This is a genomic window from Corynebacterium sp. LK2537 (assembly GCF_040946485.1).
GTDB lineage: Bacteria > Actinomycetota > Actinomycetes > Mycobacteriales > Mycobacteriaceae > Corynebacterium.
This window is the reverse complement of record NZ_JAYWLQ010000001.1, coordinates 12707-28089: the sequence shown is the minus strand read 5'-3', so window position 1 is coordinate 28089 and position 15383 is coordinate 12707. Positions and strand designations below refer to the sequence as shown.

General features: G+C 66.2%; 13 protein-coding genes and 1 tRNA gene. 6 read left to right on the top strand and 8 right to left on the bottom strand.

Features of this window, described 5'->3' with window-relative positions; genetic code table 11:
* The first annotated feature begins 57 nt into the window (after positions 1-57).
* The 4 genes from VVS03_RS00140 (at position 58) to VVS03_RS00125 (ending at position 3610) form a co-directional block, all read left to right on the top strand.
* Positions 58-1215 (top strand): alpha/beta fold hydrolase, encoded by a 1158-nt coding sequence (locus tag VVS03_RS00140; protein ID WP_368519381.1) that lies wholly within the window; start codon positions 58-60, stop codon positions 1213-1215.
* Entirely contained in the window at positions 1212-1607 is a 396-nt protein-coding gene (locus VVS03_RS00135) for a YchJ family protein (protein ID WP_368519382.1), read from the top strand. The genes VVS03_RS00140 and VVS03_RS00135 overlap by 4 nt, the downstream gene beginning before the upstream one ends.
* A gap of 98 nt (positions 1608-1705) precedes the next feature.
* A tRNA-Pro gene (locus VVS03_RS00130) sits at positions 1706-1779 on the top strand.
* Positions 1780-1912: 133 nt separating this feature from the next.
* On the top strand, positions 1913-3610 hold the full coding sequence (locus VVS03_RS00125; RefSeq protein ID WP_368521127.1) for a hypothetical protein: 1698 nt from the start codon (positions 1913-1915) through the stop codon (positions 3608-3610).
* A gap of 7 nt (positions 3611-3617) precedes the next feature.
* Here the strand turns inward: VVS03_RS00125 and VVS03_RS00120 are convergent, their stop codons facing one another.
* Together VVS03_RS00120 and VVS03_RS00115 are read right to left on the bottom strand one after the other, a co-directional pair.
* A complete protein-coding gene (locus VVS03_RS00120) occupies positions 3618-4997 on the bottom strand; it encodes a TetR-like C-terminal domain-containing protein (RefSeq protein ID WP_368521126.1) in 1380 nt (459 codons plus the stop codon).
* 139 nt (positions 4998-5136) lie between these two features.
* The gene (locus tag VVS03_RS00115) at positions 5137-5331 is read right to left on the bottom strand and encodes an antitoxin (protein WP_409338326.1); all 195 of its coding nucleotides are present in this window, start codon (positions 5329-5331) and stop codon (positions 5137-5139) included.
* A 371-nt stretch (positions 5332-5702) separates the two neighbouring features.
* Between VVS03_RS00115 and VVS03_RS00110 the strand changes: the two genes are divergently transcribed.
* Positions 5703-6959 (top strand): septum formation initiator, encoded by a 1257-nt coding sequence (locus VVS03_RS00110; RefSeq protein WP_368519386.1) that lies wholly within the window; start codon positions 5703-5705, stop codon positions 6957-6959.
* 156 nt (positions 6960-7115) lie between these two features.
* Here the strand turns inward: VVS03_RS00110 and VVS03_RS00105 are convergent, their stop codons facing one another.
* Genes VVS03_RS00105 through VVS03_RS00095 form a run of 3 tightly spaced genes read right to left on the bottom strand, consistent with a single transcriptional unit; the run spans position 7116 to position 11244 of the window.
* Positions 7116-8069, bottom strand: a complete 954-nt coding sequence (locus VVS03_RS00105) for a PHB depolymerase family esterase (protein WP_368534037.1) — start codon at positions 8067-8069, stop codon at positions 7116-7118.
* Positions 8066-9808 (bottom strand): ABC transporter ATP-binding protein, encoded by a 1743-nt coding sequence (locus VVS03_RS00100; protein ID WP_368534038.1) that lies wholly within the window; start codon positions 9806-9808, stop codon positions 8066-8068. Before VVS03_RS00100 ends, VVS03_RS00105 begins: the two co-directional genes overlap by 4 nt.
* The gene (locus VVS03_RS00095) at positions 9808-11244 is read right to left on the bottom strand and encodes an ABC transporter transmembrane domain-containing protein (RefSeq protein ID WP_368534039.1); all 1437 of its coding nucleotides are present in this window, start codon (positions 11242-11244) and stop codon (positions 9808-9810) included. Before VVS03_RS00095 ends, VVS03_RS00100 begins: the two co-directional genes overlap by 1 nt.
* A 49-nt stretch (positions 11245-11293) precedes the next feature.
* Between VVS03_RS00095 and VVS03_RS00090 the strand changes: the two genes are divergently transcribed.
* The gene (locus tag VVS03_RS00090) at positions 11294-12103 is read left to right on the top strand and encodes a class I SAM-dependent methyltransferase (protein ID WP_368521121.1); all 810 of its coding nucleotides are present in this window, start codon (positions 11294-11296) and stop codon (positions 12101-12103) included.
* Here VVS03_RS00090 and der read toward each other — a convergent pair.
* Genes der through VVS03_RS00075 form a run of 3 tightly spaced genes read right to left on the bottom strand, consistent with a single transcriptional unit; the run spans position 12100 to position 15316 of the window.
* Entirely contained in the window at positions 12100-13692 is a 1593-nt protein-coding gene (der, locus tag VVS03_RS00085) for a ribosome biogenesis GTPase Der (protein WP_368534534.1), read from the bottom strand. The two genes, VVS03_RS00090 and der, sit on opposite strands and share 4 nt — an antisense overlap.
* Positions 13682-14380: a (d)CMP kinase gene (gene cmk, locus VVS03_RS00080; protein ID WP_368534041.1), complete on the bottom strand. Its 699-nt coding sequence runs from the start codon at positions 14378-14380 to the stop codon at positions 13682-13684. Before cmk ends, der begins: the two co-directional genes overlap by 11 nt.
* Positions 14381-15316, bottom strand: a complete 936-nt coding sequence (locus VVS03_RS00075; RefSeq protein WP_368534042.1) for a pseudouridine synthase — start codon at positions 15314-15316, stop codon at positions 14381-14383.
* Positions 15317-15383 lie beyond the last annotated feature (67 nt).

Below are 15383 nucleotides of genomic sequence, written 5' to 3'. Positions count from 1 at the left end.
TCAACTCTAATAAACCCGCAGTAGCTCGTGCGCAGTCGCCTCGTTATCCTTATAGGCATGCAATCAGTGAACGTCACCTTACCGTCGTCCACCGGCCTGAAGATGGCCGGGACTATAGACTTCCCCGACACCCCGCCGGAAGCCTTCGCCATCTTTGCCCATTGCTTCGCCGGCTCGCGCCACACCCCGGGCGCGTCCCGCACCTCCAAGAAGCTCACCGACTTCGGAATCGCCACCCTGCGCTTCGATTTCCCCGGCCTAGGCCAGTCGGAAGGCGCTTTCGCGGATACCACGTTCCACCAGAACGTCGCCGATATCCAGGCCGCGGCGGAATGGTTGGCGGAAAACTACCACGCCCCGCAACTGCTCATGGGCCACTCCCTCGGCGGGGCGGCCTCCCTGGCGGCTGCCGCCACCGGTATCCCGTCCCTGCGCGCCGTCGCCACCATCGGCGCGCCTTTCGATCCCGCCCACTCGGTCCTCCACTATGCCGACAAGATCGGTGAGGTCGACGCCAACGGGGCCGTCGACGTCGTGCTGGGCGGGCGCACGCTGACGATCTCCCGCGGCTTCCTCGAGGACCTCGCGGAGACCAATCCGGTCGACTACCTGAGCAAGCTGCGCAAGCCGCTCATGGTGCTGCACTCGCCCATCGACCAGACCGTCGGCATCGACAACGCCCAGAACATCTTCCGCGTGACCCGCTACCCGAAGTCCCTGGTTGCCCTCGACAAGGCCGACCACCTCATCACCAAGCAGGGGGCCGCCCAGCGCGCCGCCGATCTCATCGGCGCGTGGGCAGAACAGTTCATCGTGCCGGATAACCAGCCTCCAGTCGTGGCCGCCGATGCCGCCGAAGCACACCTGGCCTACGGCACGAAGATGGGCGTGGTCGTGCGCCACAACGAGCGCTCCGTGACCTCCGACCGTCTCAAGGCCGACGGCGGCAAGGGCCAGGGCTTTACCCCGGAGGGCCTGCTGATGTCCGCCGTCGCCGCCGGCACAGCCCAGGCCATCAAGGCCGCGGCCCGCGGCATGAAGCTCGACGATGTCCACGTGACCGTCACCCAGGGCGAGGGGGCGACCTTCACCCGCTCCATCAAGCTTCTCGGCGACTTGGACGCCGGCCAGGAGAAGGCGCTGCTGGCCGCCGCCCGCCAGGCGGAGATCCTTAAACTCATCGGCAACGCCCGATTGGTGGATGAGGACAAGTGAGCCTTCACCGTCCCCTAGCCGACGACGCCCGCTGCCCCTGCGGCACCGGGCTGACTTTCGGCGAATGCTGCGGGCAGTACCACGCTGGTAAGCCGGCGCCGACCGCGGAGACCCTCATGCGATCTAGGTTTAGCGCCTTCGTCACCGGCAACGAGGATTACCTGCTGGCCACCTGGGATCCTTTCACCCGCCCCAGCGAACTCAACCTCGCCGATGATTCCATCCGCTTCTATCGGCTGGACATTCTGGACACCGTGGCCGGCGGTCCCTTGGACGATCACGGGGTCGTCGAATTCGAGGCTTTCTACAAGGGCGCGGCCACCGGCAAGCAGCGCGAACGCTCCAGCTTTAGCCGCCAGAACGGGCGCTGGATATACTCCAGCGGTAACTAGGCCCGCGAGCTTGCCCAGCGCCCACCCCGGATGTGCAGGCGATTCGACTAGCGCAATGACACTGTTGTAACCTTAGTCAACGTTGCAACAAGCAACGGCGGACTATGGCGCAGTTTGGTAGCGCACTACACTGGGGGTGTAGGGGTCGCAGGTTCAAATCCTGTTAGTCCGACAAACACCACAAAGGCCCGTGCTTTCGCACGGGCCTTTGTCATGTCGGCCGGGATTATTGACTCAGTTTCCTGCCCGCTGGACGGCCACGTTCCGGGGCGGCAGCACAGCAGCCGGTTAGAATGACCGTCATTATGCGTACTAGCCGCCACCAGCTCTGGGCTCTTTTGAGCATCGGGATCCTGGGATGGATCGTGCGCATGGCCGTTGCCGCCCGCGGTTGGTTCTATTGGGACGATTTCATCCTCCTGGCGCAGGCTCCGGAGGCCGGCCTTTTTGCGCCCCACGACGGGCACCTGATGCCGGGCGCCCGCGGGATTATGCGGCTGGTGGCCGCGGCCGGCGATCTCAATTGGGTGGCCGCGCTCTGCGTCCTGGGGTTGCTCAACGCCGCGGTCCTCGGCGCGGTGGGCTACCTCGTCCATCGCTTGCGTGGCGGGTGGCCGGTCTTGCTCGCCTTCGTCCTCTATTGCCTGTGCCCGCTCAACCTGCCGGCCACGAGCTGGCTGTCCGCGGCGATCAACCTCCTCCCGCTGCAAGCGGCGATGGCCGCCGCGACCGCGTGCGTGCTCGGCGGTGCTCGCGCGGGCGGGGATCACAGCCGCCGGCCGGCGTGGGCGCCCGGCTGGGCCGCGGCACTCTGTGTGTTGGTCGGCTGTTTGTTCAGCGAGCGCATGCTACTGGCCCTCCCCTTCCTCGCGGCCTTCTGGTTCCTCCTGGGGTGCCGGCGCAGTATTCTTCCCTCGCTGGGCGTCGGCGTAGCCTGGGCCGCCGTCTACGCCCTACGCGTGGACTTCCCCCGCACCGATAGCCTCGGGTTGGTAGAGACCCTGCAGCACGGTTTCTTGCGCGGTTTCCTGCCGGCCGCGGCCGGTGGGCCCCTGTCCTGGGACAGGTGGCACCCGGGCCCGCCCTTTGCGTCTCCCACGGTCGCCATGGTTGTCCTCGGGGCACTCGCGGCAGCAATCATCCTGGCGCTTAGCACCCGCAGCCGCCGCGGCCTTATCGGTTTTCTGCTGTGCGGCGGCTACGTCGGGGCCTGCCTAGCCGCAGTGAGCCTGGGGCGCGGCGGGCAGGACACCGCCCTGGAAATCGTGCAGACGCTGCGACATTTCTCGGAGGCCAGCGTCCTCCTCGTCATCGCCGCCGCGCTAGCCTTCCCCGGGTTGCGGATAGCTACTGGGCTGGGAAGAATGCTCCTGGCCTTGGGGGCGGTCGCGGCCTGCCTGAGTGTGGCCAGCACCCTGACCTATTCGGCGGCGTGGTCGCAGCAGCCCGCGCGCGAGTACTTCGCCAGTCTGGAACAGGAATTGGCGGGACGTGACAGCCCGCAGCTCGACCAAGAGGTCGACACCCAGGTCCTGCTGCCGGTCGCCTACCCGCACAACCGTCTGAGCAGGATCCTGCCCGGTGCAAACATCGCGGCGTGGACTGAGCAGCCAGGTGTCGTCGGCGGCGACGGCCATATTGTCCCGGCCGATTTCCATCCCGCCCGCAACACCACGCCCGGCCCCGCCCCAGGGGCCGGGCACGCCGGCATTGAGCAGTGCGGGCAGGAGCTGGGTTCTGGGCATGAGCTGACGATGGACTTGGACGGCCCCTTGCTGGACCGCGAGTGGGTCGTGGAGCTGAACTACCTGGCCGGCAAGGAGGCCACCGCGGGGATGTCGCTAGGCGGCGAGCGAACCGAGGTGCCGCTGCGCGCCGGGCTCCACCAAGTCTTTGTTCAGGTCACTGGCGGCGGGACCGAGCTCACGGTCGACCTGCCGGAGGGAGCGGATCCCGTCTGCGTGCAGACCAGCCGCGTGGGCACCCTCTGGCCGGCGGGTTAGCGCCCTCTTAGTCGTGCCGATGGCACGCGGTTGCGGGGATTTCGAGGCCGATGGATTTAGCCACGCCGATGAGCGCCAGATCCATGATGTGGCTGGAGGAACGCAGCTTTTCTTCCAGCGATAAGTGCCGGAAGGAACCGACCGAGAACTGGTGCGCCATGCCGTGGGCCGCGCACCACAGCGCCATGGAATAGGTGTAGAGCGCCCAGGTATTTCCCGCTTCGGGGTGGTCCTGCATGGCGTCGCGCACCTGCTCCACGAGGAAGCGCAGCGTGGGACCTAGCCTTTCGGCCTTCCCATCCAGCCCGAAGGTGGACGGGATGATGGAGCCGGAGCCGATACACGACATGGCCAGGAAACCGGCCGGGTCCGACAGCGCGAGGCCCAAGTAGCCGGCGCCCAGGGCTTTGATGCGGTTGAAGGGGCTGGCGTCCGCGCGGAGATTGCTCAGGAATACCTCTGTTGCCTCGCGGCACTGGTGGTCCAGGAAGCGTTCGATCTGGGCGTCGAAGCGGTTGTCGCCGTCGACGAGCCGGCGCGCCTCGGCCGGATCGAGACCCGCCTGTTCGGCGGCCTCTTCGATGGAGACGTCAAACGTGGTGGACGCCGCCAACAGTTCGACCCCGCCGCGGTAACGCGCTACAGTCCTTTCCTGGTCGGTCGATCGCGGCAACTGGCGGGCCGGTGGCACCGGGGAAAAAGCTTGGGAGGGACGGAAATTAACCGGTTCGATGCAGCACTGCGTGTGGCCGTCGAGCTCGTATTCCAGCCCGGTGATGAAAACATCGAAAACCCGCGTCATCGTGTGCCGGCGTCCGGCCGGGGCCAGGTGCCGCGCGGCGCCAAAGACACACATGTGGGAAGCCCCATGGACGACAGCCAGCGCCGTCAGAGAATAGCGGTTCAACAAGTCGACGCTGCGGGGCGCGCCGTATTCGACCAATACCGCGCGGGTGCGCCGAAGCATCTCGGCGTAGGACCACTGCCACTCGGCCTGGTTCGGGCTCTCCTCGAACTGGATGGCCGGCTCGCCGTCCCAGCGCAGGGCGATAAACGCGGCGAAACCGGCGGGCTCTTCTTGGCCGAAACGGAAATAGGAGTTCATGTTCGCCCGCGGTCGCTCGACCGCGCACGCTCCTTCTGGCAACCGCGCGTCCTCTTCCGTGCACAGGGCGCGCAGGCGCGAGTTGAGGTGGTCGTTGAGCTCGCGAATGAGCCCCGGGGTGTCCTGGAAGATCGCTTGCGCCGTGGCAGGATCCACGCCCGCGTAGGAGGCCGCTCGCTCGAGCGAGAGCTGAGCTTCGCCGAGGTGCGCGGTGATTCGCAGCGCCTGTCGGACAATAGCGGTCTTCGATAAGGCTGCGACTTCGGATGAATCCTGAGACATAGCCACAAGCTCTAGCCTAGCGGTTAAATCCACGGGTCCACCCAGTAGTTAGCAAAAAGTAACATAGTTAACATGTCGGCTGCGCATGAAAAAACCGCCGCGGAACCACGTTGCCACGGCGGTTGTTGAGCGAGACGATTTACTTCTCGTCCTCACCCTTCTGCTCGTCGTTGCCGGTGCCCAGGCGATCCTCGACCTTGCCGCGGACGTCGGAGATCTGGTCGGACTTGTCCTCGCCCAGCTTGTCCTTGGCGAAGTCCTCTGCCTTGTTCAGGCCCTGGGAGGTAGCTTCCTTGCCCTTGTCAGAGTTCAGTGCGTCCTTAGCCTTGTCCATAAAACCCATTGTATTTACTCCTAATAGTTTCGAGTATCTCGACTGCTTAAATTTTCACTTATCTGGACCGTTTGACCGGCCGCTACCGATCGTACAGACTTCTTTGGCTCTCGCCCACCGTGCGCCGCAACAAATTCATAACTGTCGGCCCGAAATTGCACCTAACCCTCGGGTGTAGCCCTGGCTACGGGCGGTTGCCGAACTCGGAAAGCTTGACATTATTTACCCCCAAATTGAGGGGTGAGTTTCCTTCTGTTTCCAAAGACCAAACACGCCCATTCCCAAGTGTTAGCGTAATTCCCAAGGTATTGGCTCCTACGCTGCTGATGTCGTTTTGCACCGTTTTACCTCCCCTACAAGGAGATCTATTCATGACCTCTTCTGCCCCGGCCCAGGCATCCGGCCGGACCGTCAACACTAGCTGGGCTTTTTCGCTCTTCGGCACCGCCGTAGGCGCGGGCATCCTCTTCCTGCCGATTAACGCGGGCAGCTTCGGCTTCTGGCCACTGCTGATTGCGACCATCCTCATCGCACCCATGACCTACCTGTCCCACCGCGCGCTCGCCCGCATCATGTGCGTCTCCCCGCGCCAAGGCGAGGACATCACGGTCGTCGTCACGGACTACTTCGGCAAGAAGATCGGGCTGGTTATTTCCGTGCTGTATTTCTTCGCGATCTACCCGATCGTGCTGATCTACGGCGTATCCATTACCAACACGGTGGACTCGTTCATCGTCAACCAGTTCAACGGGCCGCAGATCAACCGCGTGCTGCTGTCCTTCCTTCTCATTGGCGCGATGACCCTGGTCTTCGCCTTCTCCGAGAAGCTCATGCTGTACCTGACCCAGTTCATCGTCTACCCGCTCATCCTGTGCCTGGCGGGCGTGTCGATTTACCTCATTCCGCAGTGGGACCTGCAAAGCTTCATGGAGGTCGACTCCGGCAACTCGCTGGCGCTTATCGGCGGCATCATCATGATTCTGCCGGTGCTGGTTTTCTCCTTTAACCACTCCCCGGCCATTTCCCAGTTCTCCCTGGCCATGCAGCGTCAGTGGGGCATCAAGTCCCACGAGAACGCCTCCAAGGTCCTGCTGGCCACTGCCCTGATGCTGACCGTGTTCACCATGTTCTTCGTCTGGTCCTGCACCCTGGCCCTGGGCGCCGACGGCCTGCAGGAGGCCCGCGAGCAGAACATCCCGGTGCTGTCCTACCTGGCGAATATCTCCGGTGTGCCGGTGCTGGCCTACCTCTCCCCGGTCATCGCCATCCTCGCGATTATTTCCTCCTACTTCGGCCACGTGCTGGGTACGACGGAGGGCGCGCGCTACATCCTCAAGAAGATCTCGCCGTCCCTGGCCGAGCGCACCACGCACCAGCAAATCACCAACATCGCTTACGCGCTCATTTTCGTCACCACGTGGATTGCGGCCGTGCTGAACCCGGACATCCTGGGCCTTATCGAGAGCATCGGCGGCCCGTTCATCGCGGCTATCCTCTACCTGATGCCCATCTGGGCCATCTACCGCATCGACGCCCTCAAGCGCTTCCGTGGCCGCTGGACCAACTGGTTCGTGGTGGTCCTCGGTATCATCACCATCTCCGCCGCGGTCTGGGGCCTGTTCACCTAAAACAGCCCCTCTCCCCTAAGACAGAGCTTCGCTGTCACCGCGTGGGCAAGAAGACTGCGCTGCGAAAAACCCAAGGGCCCTAGGTTCGCCTAGGGCCCTTTAGCGATCGATGCGCGCCCTGTGCGACTCTGCGTGGCGTCGCGGGCTTTGGGGCGCTTAGGTCTCCCGCGTGCCCTCGGGGCGGCCGGGGATGCCGAAGAAGTCGAGCACCTTGTCGGTGGCAAAGCCCTTGCCCACCTTGGCGTCCTTGTCGTAGGCGCCGCCGGGCCAGACGTGCTTGCCGCCGCCGATGCGGATGTGCTGCAGCGGTTCCTCACAGCCGCTCCAGGTCTGCAACAGGGCCGAGTTGGCAAGGCGCTCGGTCCGGATGCGGGAGCTGCAGCGGTTGCGCTCCTCGTCGTGGGCCAGGACATCCGCCACCGAGTTGTAGCGGGTGCCGTGGCGCTTGCCGCCGTAGTACTTGACCACCGGATCGTTGGTGCCGTGCAGGTCCAAGCGCCCTACGGGGTCGTCGGCGCAGTCCTTGTGGATCGCCTCGTAGTAGGCGGCCGAGATACTGGCGATGGACTTAAAGGTCCCGGACATCTGGCAGGCGAGATACGCCACGAAGCCGCCGCCGTTGGACATGCCGGTAGCGTAGATCCGCTCGTCGTCGATGGTGTAGGTGGCGCGCACGGTGTCGAGGATCTCCTCGACGAAGGCGATGTCCTCCGTCCCCTTCGTGTCCGCGTAAGGGGCCGGAGACCACGCGCCGTTCTTGCCCTGCGGGTAGACGGATATGGCCTCCGCGTACCGGAAATCGGTGTACTTAAAGTTATTCCAGCTGGATTCTTTCCAACCGTGGAAGGACATCAACAGCGGCCATTTCTTGCCCGGGTCGTAGTCTTCCGGCACCGCGAGGACGTAGGTCCGCCCCGAGGGCAGGTTGATCTCCTTGAAGCTACCGGGTTCCGGCCCGTCCAGCGGCGCTGAACGCGGGATACCCAGGTCGCTAAACGCCCGGGAGCTGGTAGCGGGCGCCTCCTCGTCCAGGGTGCCTTCGGTCGAGCACCCGGCCAACAAGGCGGCACCGGCGGTCACCGCTGCTACTGAGCGGAGGATGGGTTTCACTGCGCTTTATCCCGGCCTTTCTTCCATGCGGCCCACAGGCGGGCGTATTGCCCACCGCGGGCGACTAGTTGCGAGTGGCTGCTCCGTTCGATGATCCGGCCGCCATCCATGACGAGAATCTCGTCGGCATCGCAGGCCTGATCGAGGCGGTGGGCGACGACGAGCGCGGATCGGGATTGCGTGACCGCCTGGGCCGCGTCGGTGAGCACCGCCGCGCCCGAGGTGCCGGCCTCCGCGGTTGCCTCGTCCATGATAACCACCTTTGGATCTAACAAAAGAATCCTAGCCAGGGCGAGTTGCTGCGCCGCGACCGGGTCCAGTTGTTGCCCGCGAGCGCCGACCTGAGTATCGAGGCCGTCCACCAGCTCGGGGAAACCGACGCGGTCAAGCGCGGCCTGCATCTCGGCATCGCTGGCCTCAGGCGCCGCCAGCGCCAGGTCGTCGCGCAGCGTGCCGGAGAAGACGTGGACCTCCTGGGAGATCAGCGCCAGCCGGGCCACGCGCTCGCGGTCCGACAGCGCGGAGACCTCTACCCCGTCGACGGTGACGCTGCCGGCGTCCGGGACGCGCAGGCCCGCGACCAGGGCGGCCACGGTCGTCTTGCCCGCGCCGGAGGCGCCCACTAGGGCGATCTTCTGTCCCGGCTGCACGCGCAGGCTGACGTCTTTAACCGCCCAGCCGTCGCCGTAGCCGAAGCTCACGCTATCCATCTTGACCTCGCCGCGGCTGCTTGGTGCGCCCGCGGCGGTCACCGGCCGCGGCGGATCGATGACCACGCCCACGATGCGTGACAGGGAGGCGTATCCGGACTGGACGGTGTCCAGAATGCGCATGAGCCCCAGCAACGGGCCGCGCAGGCGGATGAGCATCAGCATGGCGGCGGTGACCGCGCCGACGCTGAGGCCGGCGGACTGGGTGGTTAGGTAGCCGGCGATAAGCCCCGCGCAGAGCATGACCAGCTCGACCATGGTCATCCAGAACTGCAGGGTGATCATCGTGCGGCGGGCCTTATAGCCGCGCTCGACGACCTGCCAGGAGGCCTGCCCTACCTTGTCGTGCATCTTGTCTTCCAGGCGGAAGGCCCGCACGGTCGCGCTGCCGCGGATGACCTCGAGGACGCGACGGGCGCGGGTCGCCATGGACTCGCGCTCGGCCACGTAGCGGCCGGGCGCGACCCGAAGGTAGGCCCGCGCGGCGAAGAAGTACAGCGGGGCGGCGCAGGCGACGACCAGGAGGAACTGCCAGTCCAGGGTCACTAGGGCGATGGCGGTGGCGACGATGGAAAAGGCGGAGTTACTGAGCACCGGCGCGGTTTCCGTGACGGCAGCAGATAGCTCAGCAACGTCGTCGGTAGAACGTGAGACCAGGTCCCCCGTGCCGGCGTCCTCGACCCGGTGGGTGGGCAGGCCGACGGCCGTGGAGACCATTTGCAGGCGCAGCTGCGCGATGATCTTTTCCGTGACCCGCGAAATGAGGTAAAAGCCCAGCGCCGCCAGCACGGCGGCGGCAACCGCCGCGCACAGCAACTGCGCGGCCAGCTGGCCTAGGCGCTCCGGCTGGCCGGCGATGACGACGTCGACGATCCGGCCCAGCCAGATGGGGATGAGGATATTGGCGGCCGCGCCGGCGCTTAAGACCACCAGCGCCAGGATCAGCCGCCAGCCCGCCCCGGGGATGGCCTTCACGTTTTCGGTCACGCAGCGGCGTACCTGCGGACACGTGGCGTTCGGGAACTGCATTAGGCGCTCACCTCCTGGGCCAGCCAGGCTGGTGAGGACGTGTAGACCACCGTCGGTTTGCCGGCGCGGGCGGCGGCAACGCGCTCGACGATCGTGGCCTCGGTGACCGAGTCCACCGCCGAGGTCGGCTCGATAAGCACGAGGACTTCTGGGTCCGCCGCGATGGCGCGGGCCAGGGCCACGCGTTGGCGCTGGCCTCCGGACAGGTGTCCGCCGTTCTCGCCCACCGCGCGGTCCATGCCACCGGGAATCTCCTCGGCCGCGGCCACCCACAGGGCCCGGGCGGCGGCCTCGTCGTCTCCGGAAACATTGGTGCGCACGGTGCCGTCGAAGATATCGGCCTGGTGCGGTGCGACCAGGTAGCGCTCGCGCGGCAGCCGGACCAGGTAGTCCGGGACCTCACCGGTCACCACGTGGATGCCCGGGCTCAGCGCCGGCAGTTCCGCGGTGTCGGCGGCGGAGAATTCCGCGGGCTGGCTTAGGAGGTCGACGATCCGTGATCCGCTGGCCTGGGCGGCGGCCCAGCGCGAGGCGATATTGCGGCCCAGCATGGTCATCGGGGTGATGATGAACTGGGTCAAACCGATGATGGTGATGAGCTCACCCACGCTGACATGCCCCTGCAGCGCCAGCCAGCCGGCCACGCAGCCGACGACGATGACGTAGAGGCTGCCGATGCCGTTGGTCACCGCGTTCAGGCGCGACTGGGCGGCATTGGCGTAGATGGTCTTGTCGTAGGCGTTATCGGAGGCCTCCGCGTAGCGGCGCCGGACTGGATCCACCGCGCCGATGCCCTTGATGATGCGCAGCCCCTCCACCACGTCGGTGGCCGTGGCGGCCGCCTGGGCCAGGGCGGCCTGGCGGACGCTGGAGCGCTTGCGCAGCGGGCGCGCCGCCGTCAGCGAGCACCAGACGATAATCGGCCCTCCCAAAAGGACGGCCAGGCCCAGCGGGAGGTAGATGACCCCCACCATGATGGCCACGTAGATGATGGAGACGATTTCGGCGACGGGAAAGACCGTCATGAACACCGCATTCGCTACCCGCTGGGTGTCCGTCGAGGCGATAGACAGCAGCTCGCCGGCAGTGCGGCGGCGGCCGCCGATGCCCCGCGGGTGGGTGATCCGGTCCGTGACCGCCATGCGCAGCTCGTGCGCGATGAGCAACATCGCCCAGTTAAACAGGCCCCGCGAGGTCCAGCTCGCCGCCGCATTCACGGCGAAGAGCCCGACCAGCACCGCGATCCAGACCCCAAGGGCGATCAGCGAGCTGCGGGCGATGGCGTCGTCGACGGCCTTGCCGATGACCACCGGGGTCAGTCCGTTGCACACGAAGGTCACGGCCATCAGCACCGCGGCCGGGATAGTGCGCCGCTTCTGCGAGAAGACAGTCTTCAACAGCCAACGCTGGTCGCCGGGAGCTGGGAGACTAGACATAGGCATCCATTCTATAAGGGAAGTTGAGAAACAGGTAAGTTTATTAGCGATGTCCACTCAGCCTGACCCGCGCAATTTCCCGTCGTACCGCCGCCCCTCGGAAAAAGAAGGCCCCGAGTTCCGTGGGGCCGCCCACCGCACGGCCACGGCCCGGGCCTTCGGGCACGGCGCCGGCACCTACCACGACGTGCGTCCGTCTTATCCGACTGAGGTCGCGCAGCTGCTGGCCGGCCACTCCACCGTTGTCGATGTCGGAGCCGGCACGGGGAAGCTGACCCAGCTGCTGGCGGCGGTGCCGGGCGTGGAGCGCGTCTGGGCCGTCGATCCTTCCGCCGACATGGCGCGGGTGCTCAATAAGCGCCTCGCCGTCCCTACGTGGCGTGCCAAGGCCGAGGCCACTGCCCTGCCGGAGGCAAGCGTGGACGCCGTCGCGGCGGCGCAGACCTGGCATTGGGTGGACGTGCCGGCGGCCTGCGCGGAGTTCGACCGGATCGTCCGGCCCGGCGGTCACGTGTTGCTGGTGTGGAACACCCTGGACGTCACCGACGATCCCTGGCTGCTGCGGCTCGCCCGCATTATGCACAGCGGCGACGTCCAGAAGCCGGGATTTCTGCCGGCCCTGGCCGCGCCCTGGGTCATCGAGCGCGAGCTGCGCACGACGTTTTACCAGGAGCTCTTTCCGCCGCAGCTACACCAGCTCATGCACACCCGGGCCTACTGGCTGCGCAACGGGGAGAAGATCCACCAGCGGATGACGCACAACCTCAACTGGTACCTGCGGGAGCACACCGGGTTGCGCGACGAGGACGCGGTGCAGCTGCGCTACCACACCGACGCTTTCCTGCTGCGTCGCGCTTAGCGCTTCTTGCGGCGCTCGCGCACGCGCACCGCAATCCGGACCGGGGTGCCGTGGAAGCCGAATCGCTCGCGGAACTTCCGCTCCAGGTAGCGGCGGTAGCCGGCATCCAGGAAGCCGGTGGTAAACAGCACGATGGTCGGCGGCTGGGTCGAGGCCTGGGTGGCGAAGAGCACGCGCGGCAGGCGGTTGTTCTTCATCGGCGGCGGGTTGGCCGCGATCGCCTCGCGCATCCAGTTGTTCAGCTGACCGGTGGTCACGCGCTGGTCCCAGCTCTCTAGGGCCTCGATCATGGCCGGCTCCAGCTTCTGGAGCGCGCGCCCGGTCTCCGCGGAGATGTTGATGCGGGTGACCCACGGCAGGTGCGCCAGCTGCTGGTCGATTTCCCGATCCAGGTAGTAGCGGCGGTCCTCGTCCATCAGATCCCACTTGTTGAAGGCGATGACCAGGGCCTTACCGGCCTCGAGGACCATGTTGAGCACGCGCTGGTCCTGCTCGGAGATCTCCTCCGAGGCATCGATCAGCATGACGCAGACCTCGGCCGCGTCGATGATGCCGCGGGTGCGCAGGGAGGCGTAGTACTCATGCCCCTGGGCGTTTTTGACCTTCTTGCGCAGGCCGGCGGTATCGATAAACCGCCACAGCTGCTGGTCCAGCTGGACCAGAGAGTCGACTGGGTCCACGGTGGTGCCCGCGACGTTGTCGACGACCGCGCGGTTCTCGCCCGTGAACTTGTTCAGCAGCGAGGACTTGCCCACGTTCGGCTTGCCCACCAGCGCCACGCGGCGCGGGCCGGCGGTAATCGAGTGCGAGCGCGGGGTCTCCGGGAACAGGCGCAGGACCTCGTCGAGCACGTCCGCGCCGCCCCGGCCGTGCTGGGCCGAAACCGGCCACGGATCGCCCAGGCCCAGGCCGTAGAACTCCGCGACGTCGGCGTACTGGTTGTCCGAGTCGAACTTGTTGGCCACCAGGATGACGGGGACCTCGGACTTCTGCAGGCGCCGCGCCATGACCGAGTCGGTTTCCGTGATGCCGACCTTGGTGTCGACCACGAAGACGATGACGTCGACGGTTTCCATGGCGACCTCGGCCTGGCGGGCGATGGCCGCGTGGATGCCCTTCACGTTGGGATCCCAGCCGCCCGTGTCCTGGACAAGGAAGCGCTGGCCGTTCCAGTCGCCGATATAAGACACGCGGTCGCGGGTCACGCCCGGGTGGTCCTCGACGACGGCCTCGCGCCGGCCCAGGAAGCGGTTGACCAGCGAGGACTTGCCCACGTTTGGGCGGCCGACGATGGCCACGGTGCACAGGGCCTCCGAGTCGTACTGCTGGCCGCCCATCCCGTAGGCGGCCTCGATCTCGGCCCACTCCTCTTCCGTTAGCGGGGTCTCCGGATCCTCCTCGTCGCCATAGTCGGCGTCGCCGAACTCGGAGTCGTCGAAGTCGTAGTCGAAGTCCTCGGCGTCGAAGTCGGCCGCCGCCCACCCCTCGTGGGGGTCGCGCTCGAGGCCGTCCTCGGCCGGCTGCGCATCCGGGGTCTGCCCGTGCGGGTAGAAAAACTCGGTGTCGTTGTCGTTGGGGTTATGAGTCATGGCGGGACTCCTCTACTAGCTGCACTAAACGCTCGACTACCTCGGGGAGGGTGAGCTCGGAGGTATCAATGACGGCGGCGTCGTCGGCCGGGCGCAACGGCGAGGTCGCGCGCGAGGAATCAGCGGCGTCGCGGCGCTCGACGTCGGCCAGCACCGCGTCGAAGTCGGACTGGCGGCCGGCGGCCAGGTTCTGGTCGTGGCGGCGCTGAGCGCGGACCTGCGCGCTGGCGGTCAGGTAAGCCTTCGCCGGGGCGTCGGCCAGCACGACGGTGCCGATGTCGCGACCTTCCACGATGGCGCGGTGGGCCTGGTGGGCCAGCTTGCGCTGCAGGGCTACCAGGTTGTCGCGAACCTCCAGGATGGCCGAGACCGCCGAAACGTTGCGGGTGACCTCGTCGCCGCGGATCTCGCCGGAGACGTCCTCCCCGCCCAGGAAGACGGCGGTCGTGTCCGGGTCGTCAGAGACCTCCAGCGGGAGGTCCTTCGTGGCCTCGATGACCGCCGGCGCATCGGCCGGGTCCACGCCGCCGCGCAGGACCGCCAGGGTCGCCACGCGGTACATGGCGCCGGTGTCGACGTACTTGGCCGCAAGCCGCTTGGCCAGCTCGCGGCAGGTGCTGGACTTGCCGGTGCCGGACGGGCCGTCTACGGCCAGCAGCAGGCCGTCGTTGGGCATATTGCTTAACATCTACATCCCCACTTCGTTGTACAGGCTGGTCAGTTCACTGTCGTTGAGGGCGCGCATCTTGCCCGGCTTGAGCTCACCCAGCTGCACCGTGTGGATCTTGGTGCGGACCAGGCGCTGGACCGGGTAGCCGGCGGCCTTGAGCATGCGGCGCACGATGTGCTTGCGACCCTCGTGCAGCTCGAGGCGGATCAGGGAATAACCCTGGTTCTTGTCCACGACCTGGACGAAATCGGCGTTGGCGACCCCGTCGTCGAGCTCGATACCTTCCTTGAGCGCGCGCACCAGCTTCTTATCGCCCTCGCCCAGCACCGTGGCGAGGTAGGTCTTGCGCACCTCGTACTTGGGGTGCATCAGGCGGTTAGCCAGCTCCCCGTCGTTGGTCAGCAGCAGCAGACCCTCGGTGTCGGCGTCGAGGCGGCCGACGTGGAAAAGCCGCTGGCCGGCGGCCACGCGTTCGGAGATCAGATCGCCCACGCAGGGACGGCCCATCTCGTCGGCCATGGTGGAATGGACCCCGCGCGGCTTGTTGAGCACGAAGTATTCCATGTCCTCGTTGACGTTGACGCGGGTGCCGTCCACGCGGATGATGTCCACGTTCGGGTTCACGCGCACACCCTGGCGGGTGATCTTCTTGCCGTTGACTTCGACGCGGCCCTTCTCAATGAGGACCTCGGCGTGGCGACGGGAGGCGACCCCGGCCTTGGCGAGGACCTTCTGGAGGCGCTCGCCCTGCTGGGCGGGCGCGGCGGAATCCGCGGAGTCTTCGTCGGCATACAGCCAGTCAGCGCCGAGCTCCGCGGCTACCGATTGCGCGGTAGCGGCGCGGTCTTTCTTAGATACGTGCTGATGGCGTGCCGGTTTCGCGTTCGAGACGATGATCTCGTCGACGCGCTCCTTCTTGTCCGGTGTGCCATCGCGGCGAGCGGGTGGATTCACAGGTGCATCCTTTTCGATATATGCAGTTGAATAGGTACCCCGCCATGCTACCCCAGCGCCCGCAGAC

Excerpts from the sequence above, each read along its gene's own strand:
- VVS03_RS00140 (WP_368519381.1), top strand. The coding sequence starts at position 58 with ATGCAATCAGTGAACGTCACCTTACCGTCGTCCACCGGCCTGAAGATG.
- VVS03_RS00125 (WP_368521127.1), top strand. The coding sequence starts at position 1,913 with ATGCGTACTAGCCGCCACCAGCTCTGGGCTCTTTTGAGCATCGGGATC.
- VVS03_RS00120 (WP_368521126.1), bottom strand. The coding sequence starts at position 4,997 with ATGTCTCAGGATTCATCCGAAGTCGCAGCCTTATCGAAGACCGCTATT.
- VVS03_RS00115 (WP_409338326.1), bottom strand. The coding sequence starts at position 5,331 with ATGGACAAGGCTAAGGACGCACTGAACTCTGACAAGGGCAAGGAAGCT.
- VVS03_RS00110 (WP_368519386.1), top strand. The coding sequence starts at position 5,703 with ATGACCTCTTCTGCCCCGGCCCAGGCATCCGGCCGGACCGTCAACACT.
- VVS03_RS00100 (WP_368534038.1), bottom strand. The coding sequence starts at position 9,808 with ATGCAGTTCCCGAACGCCACGTGTCCGCAGGTACGCCGCTGCGTGACC.
- VVS03_RS00095 (WP_368534039.1), bottom strand. The coding sequence starts at position 11,244 with ATGTCTAGTCTCCCAGCTCCCGGCGACCAGCGTTGGCTGTTGAAGACT.
- VVS03_RS00090 (WP_368521121.1), top strand. The coding sequence starts at position 11,294 with ATGTCCACTCAGCCTGACCCGCGCAATTTCCCGTCGTACCGCCGCCCC.
- der (WP_368534534.1), bottom strand. The coding sequence starts at position 13,692 with ATGACTCATAACCCCAACGACAACGACACCGAGTTTTTCTACCCGCAC.
- cmk (WP_368534041.1), bottom strand. The coding sequence starts at position 14,380 with ATGTTAAGCAATATGCCCAACGACGGCCTGCTGCTGGCCGTAGACGGC.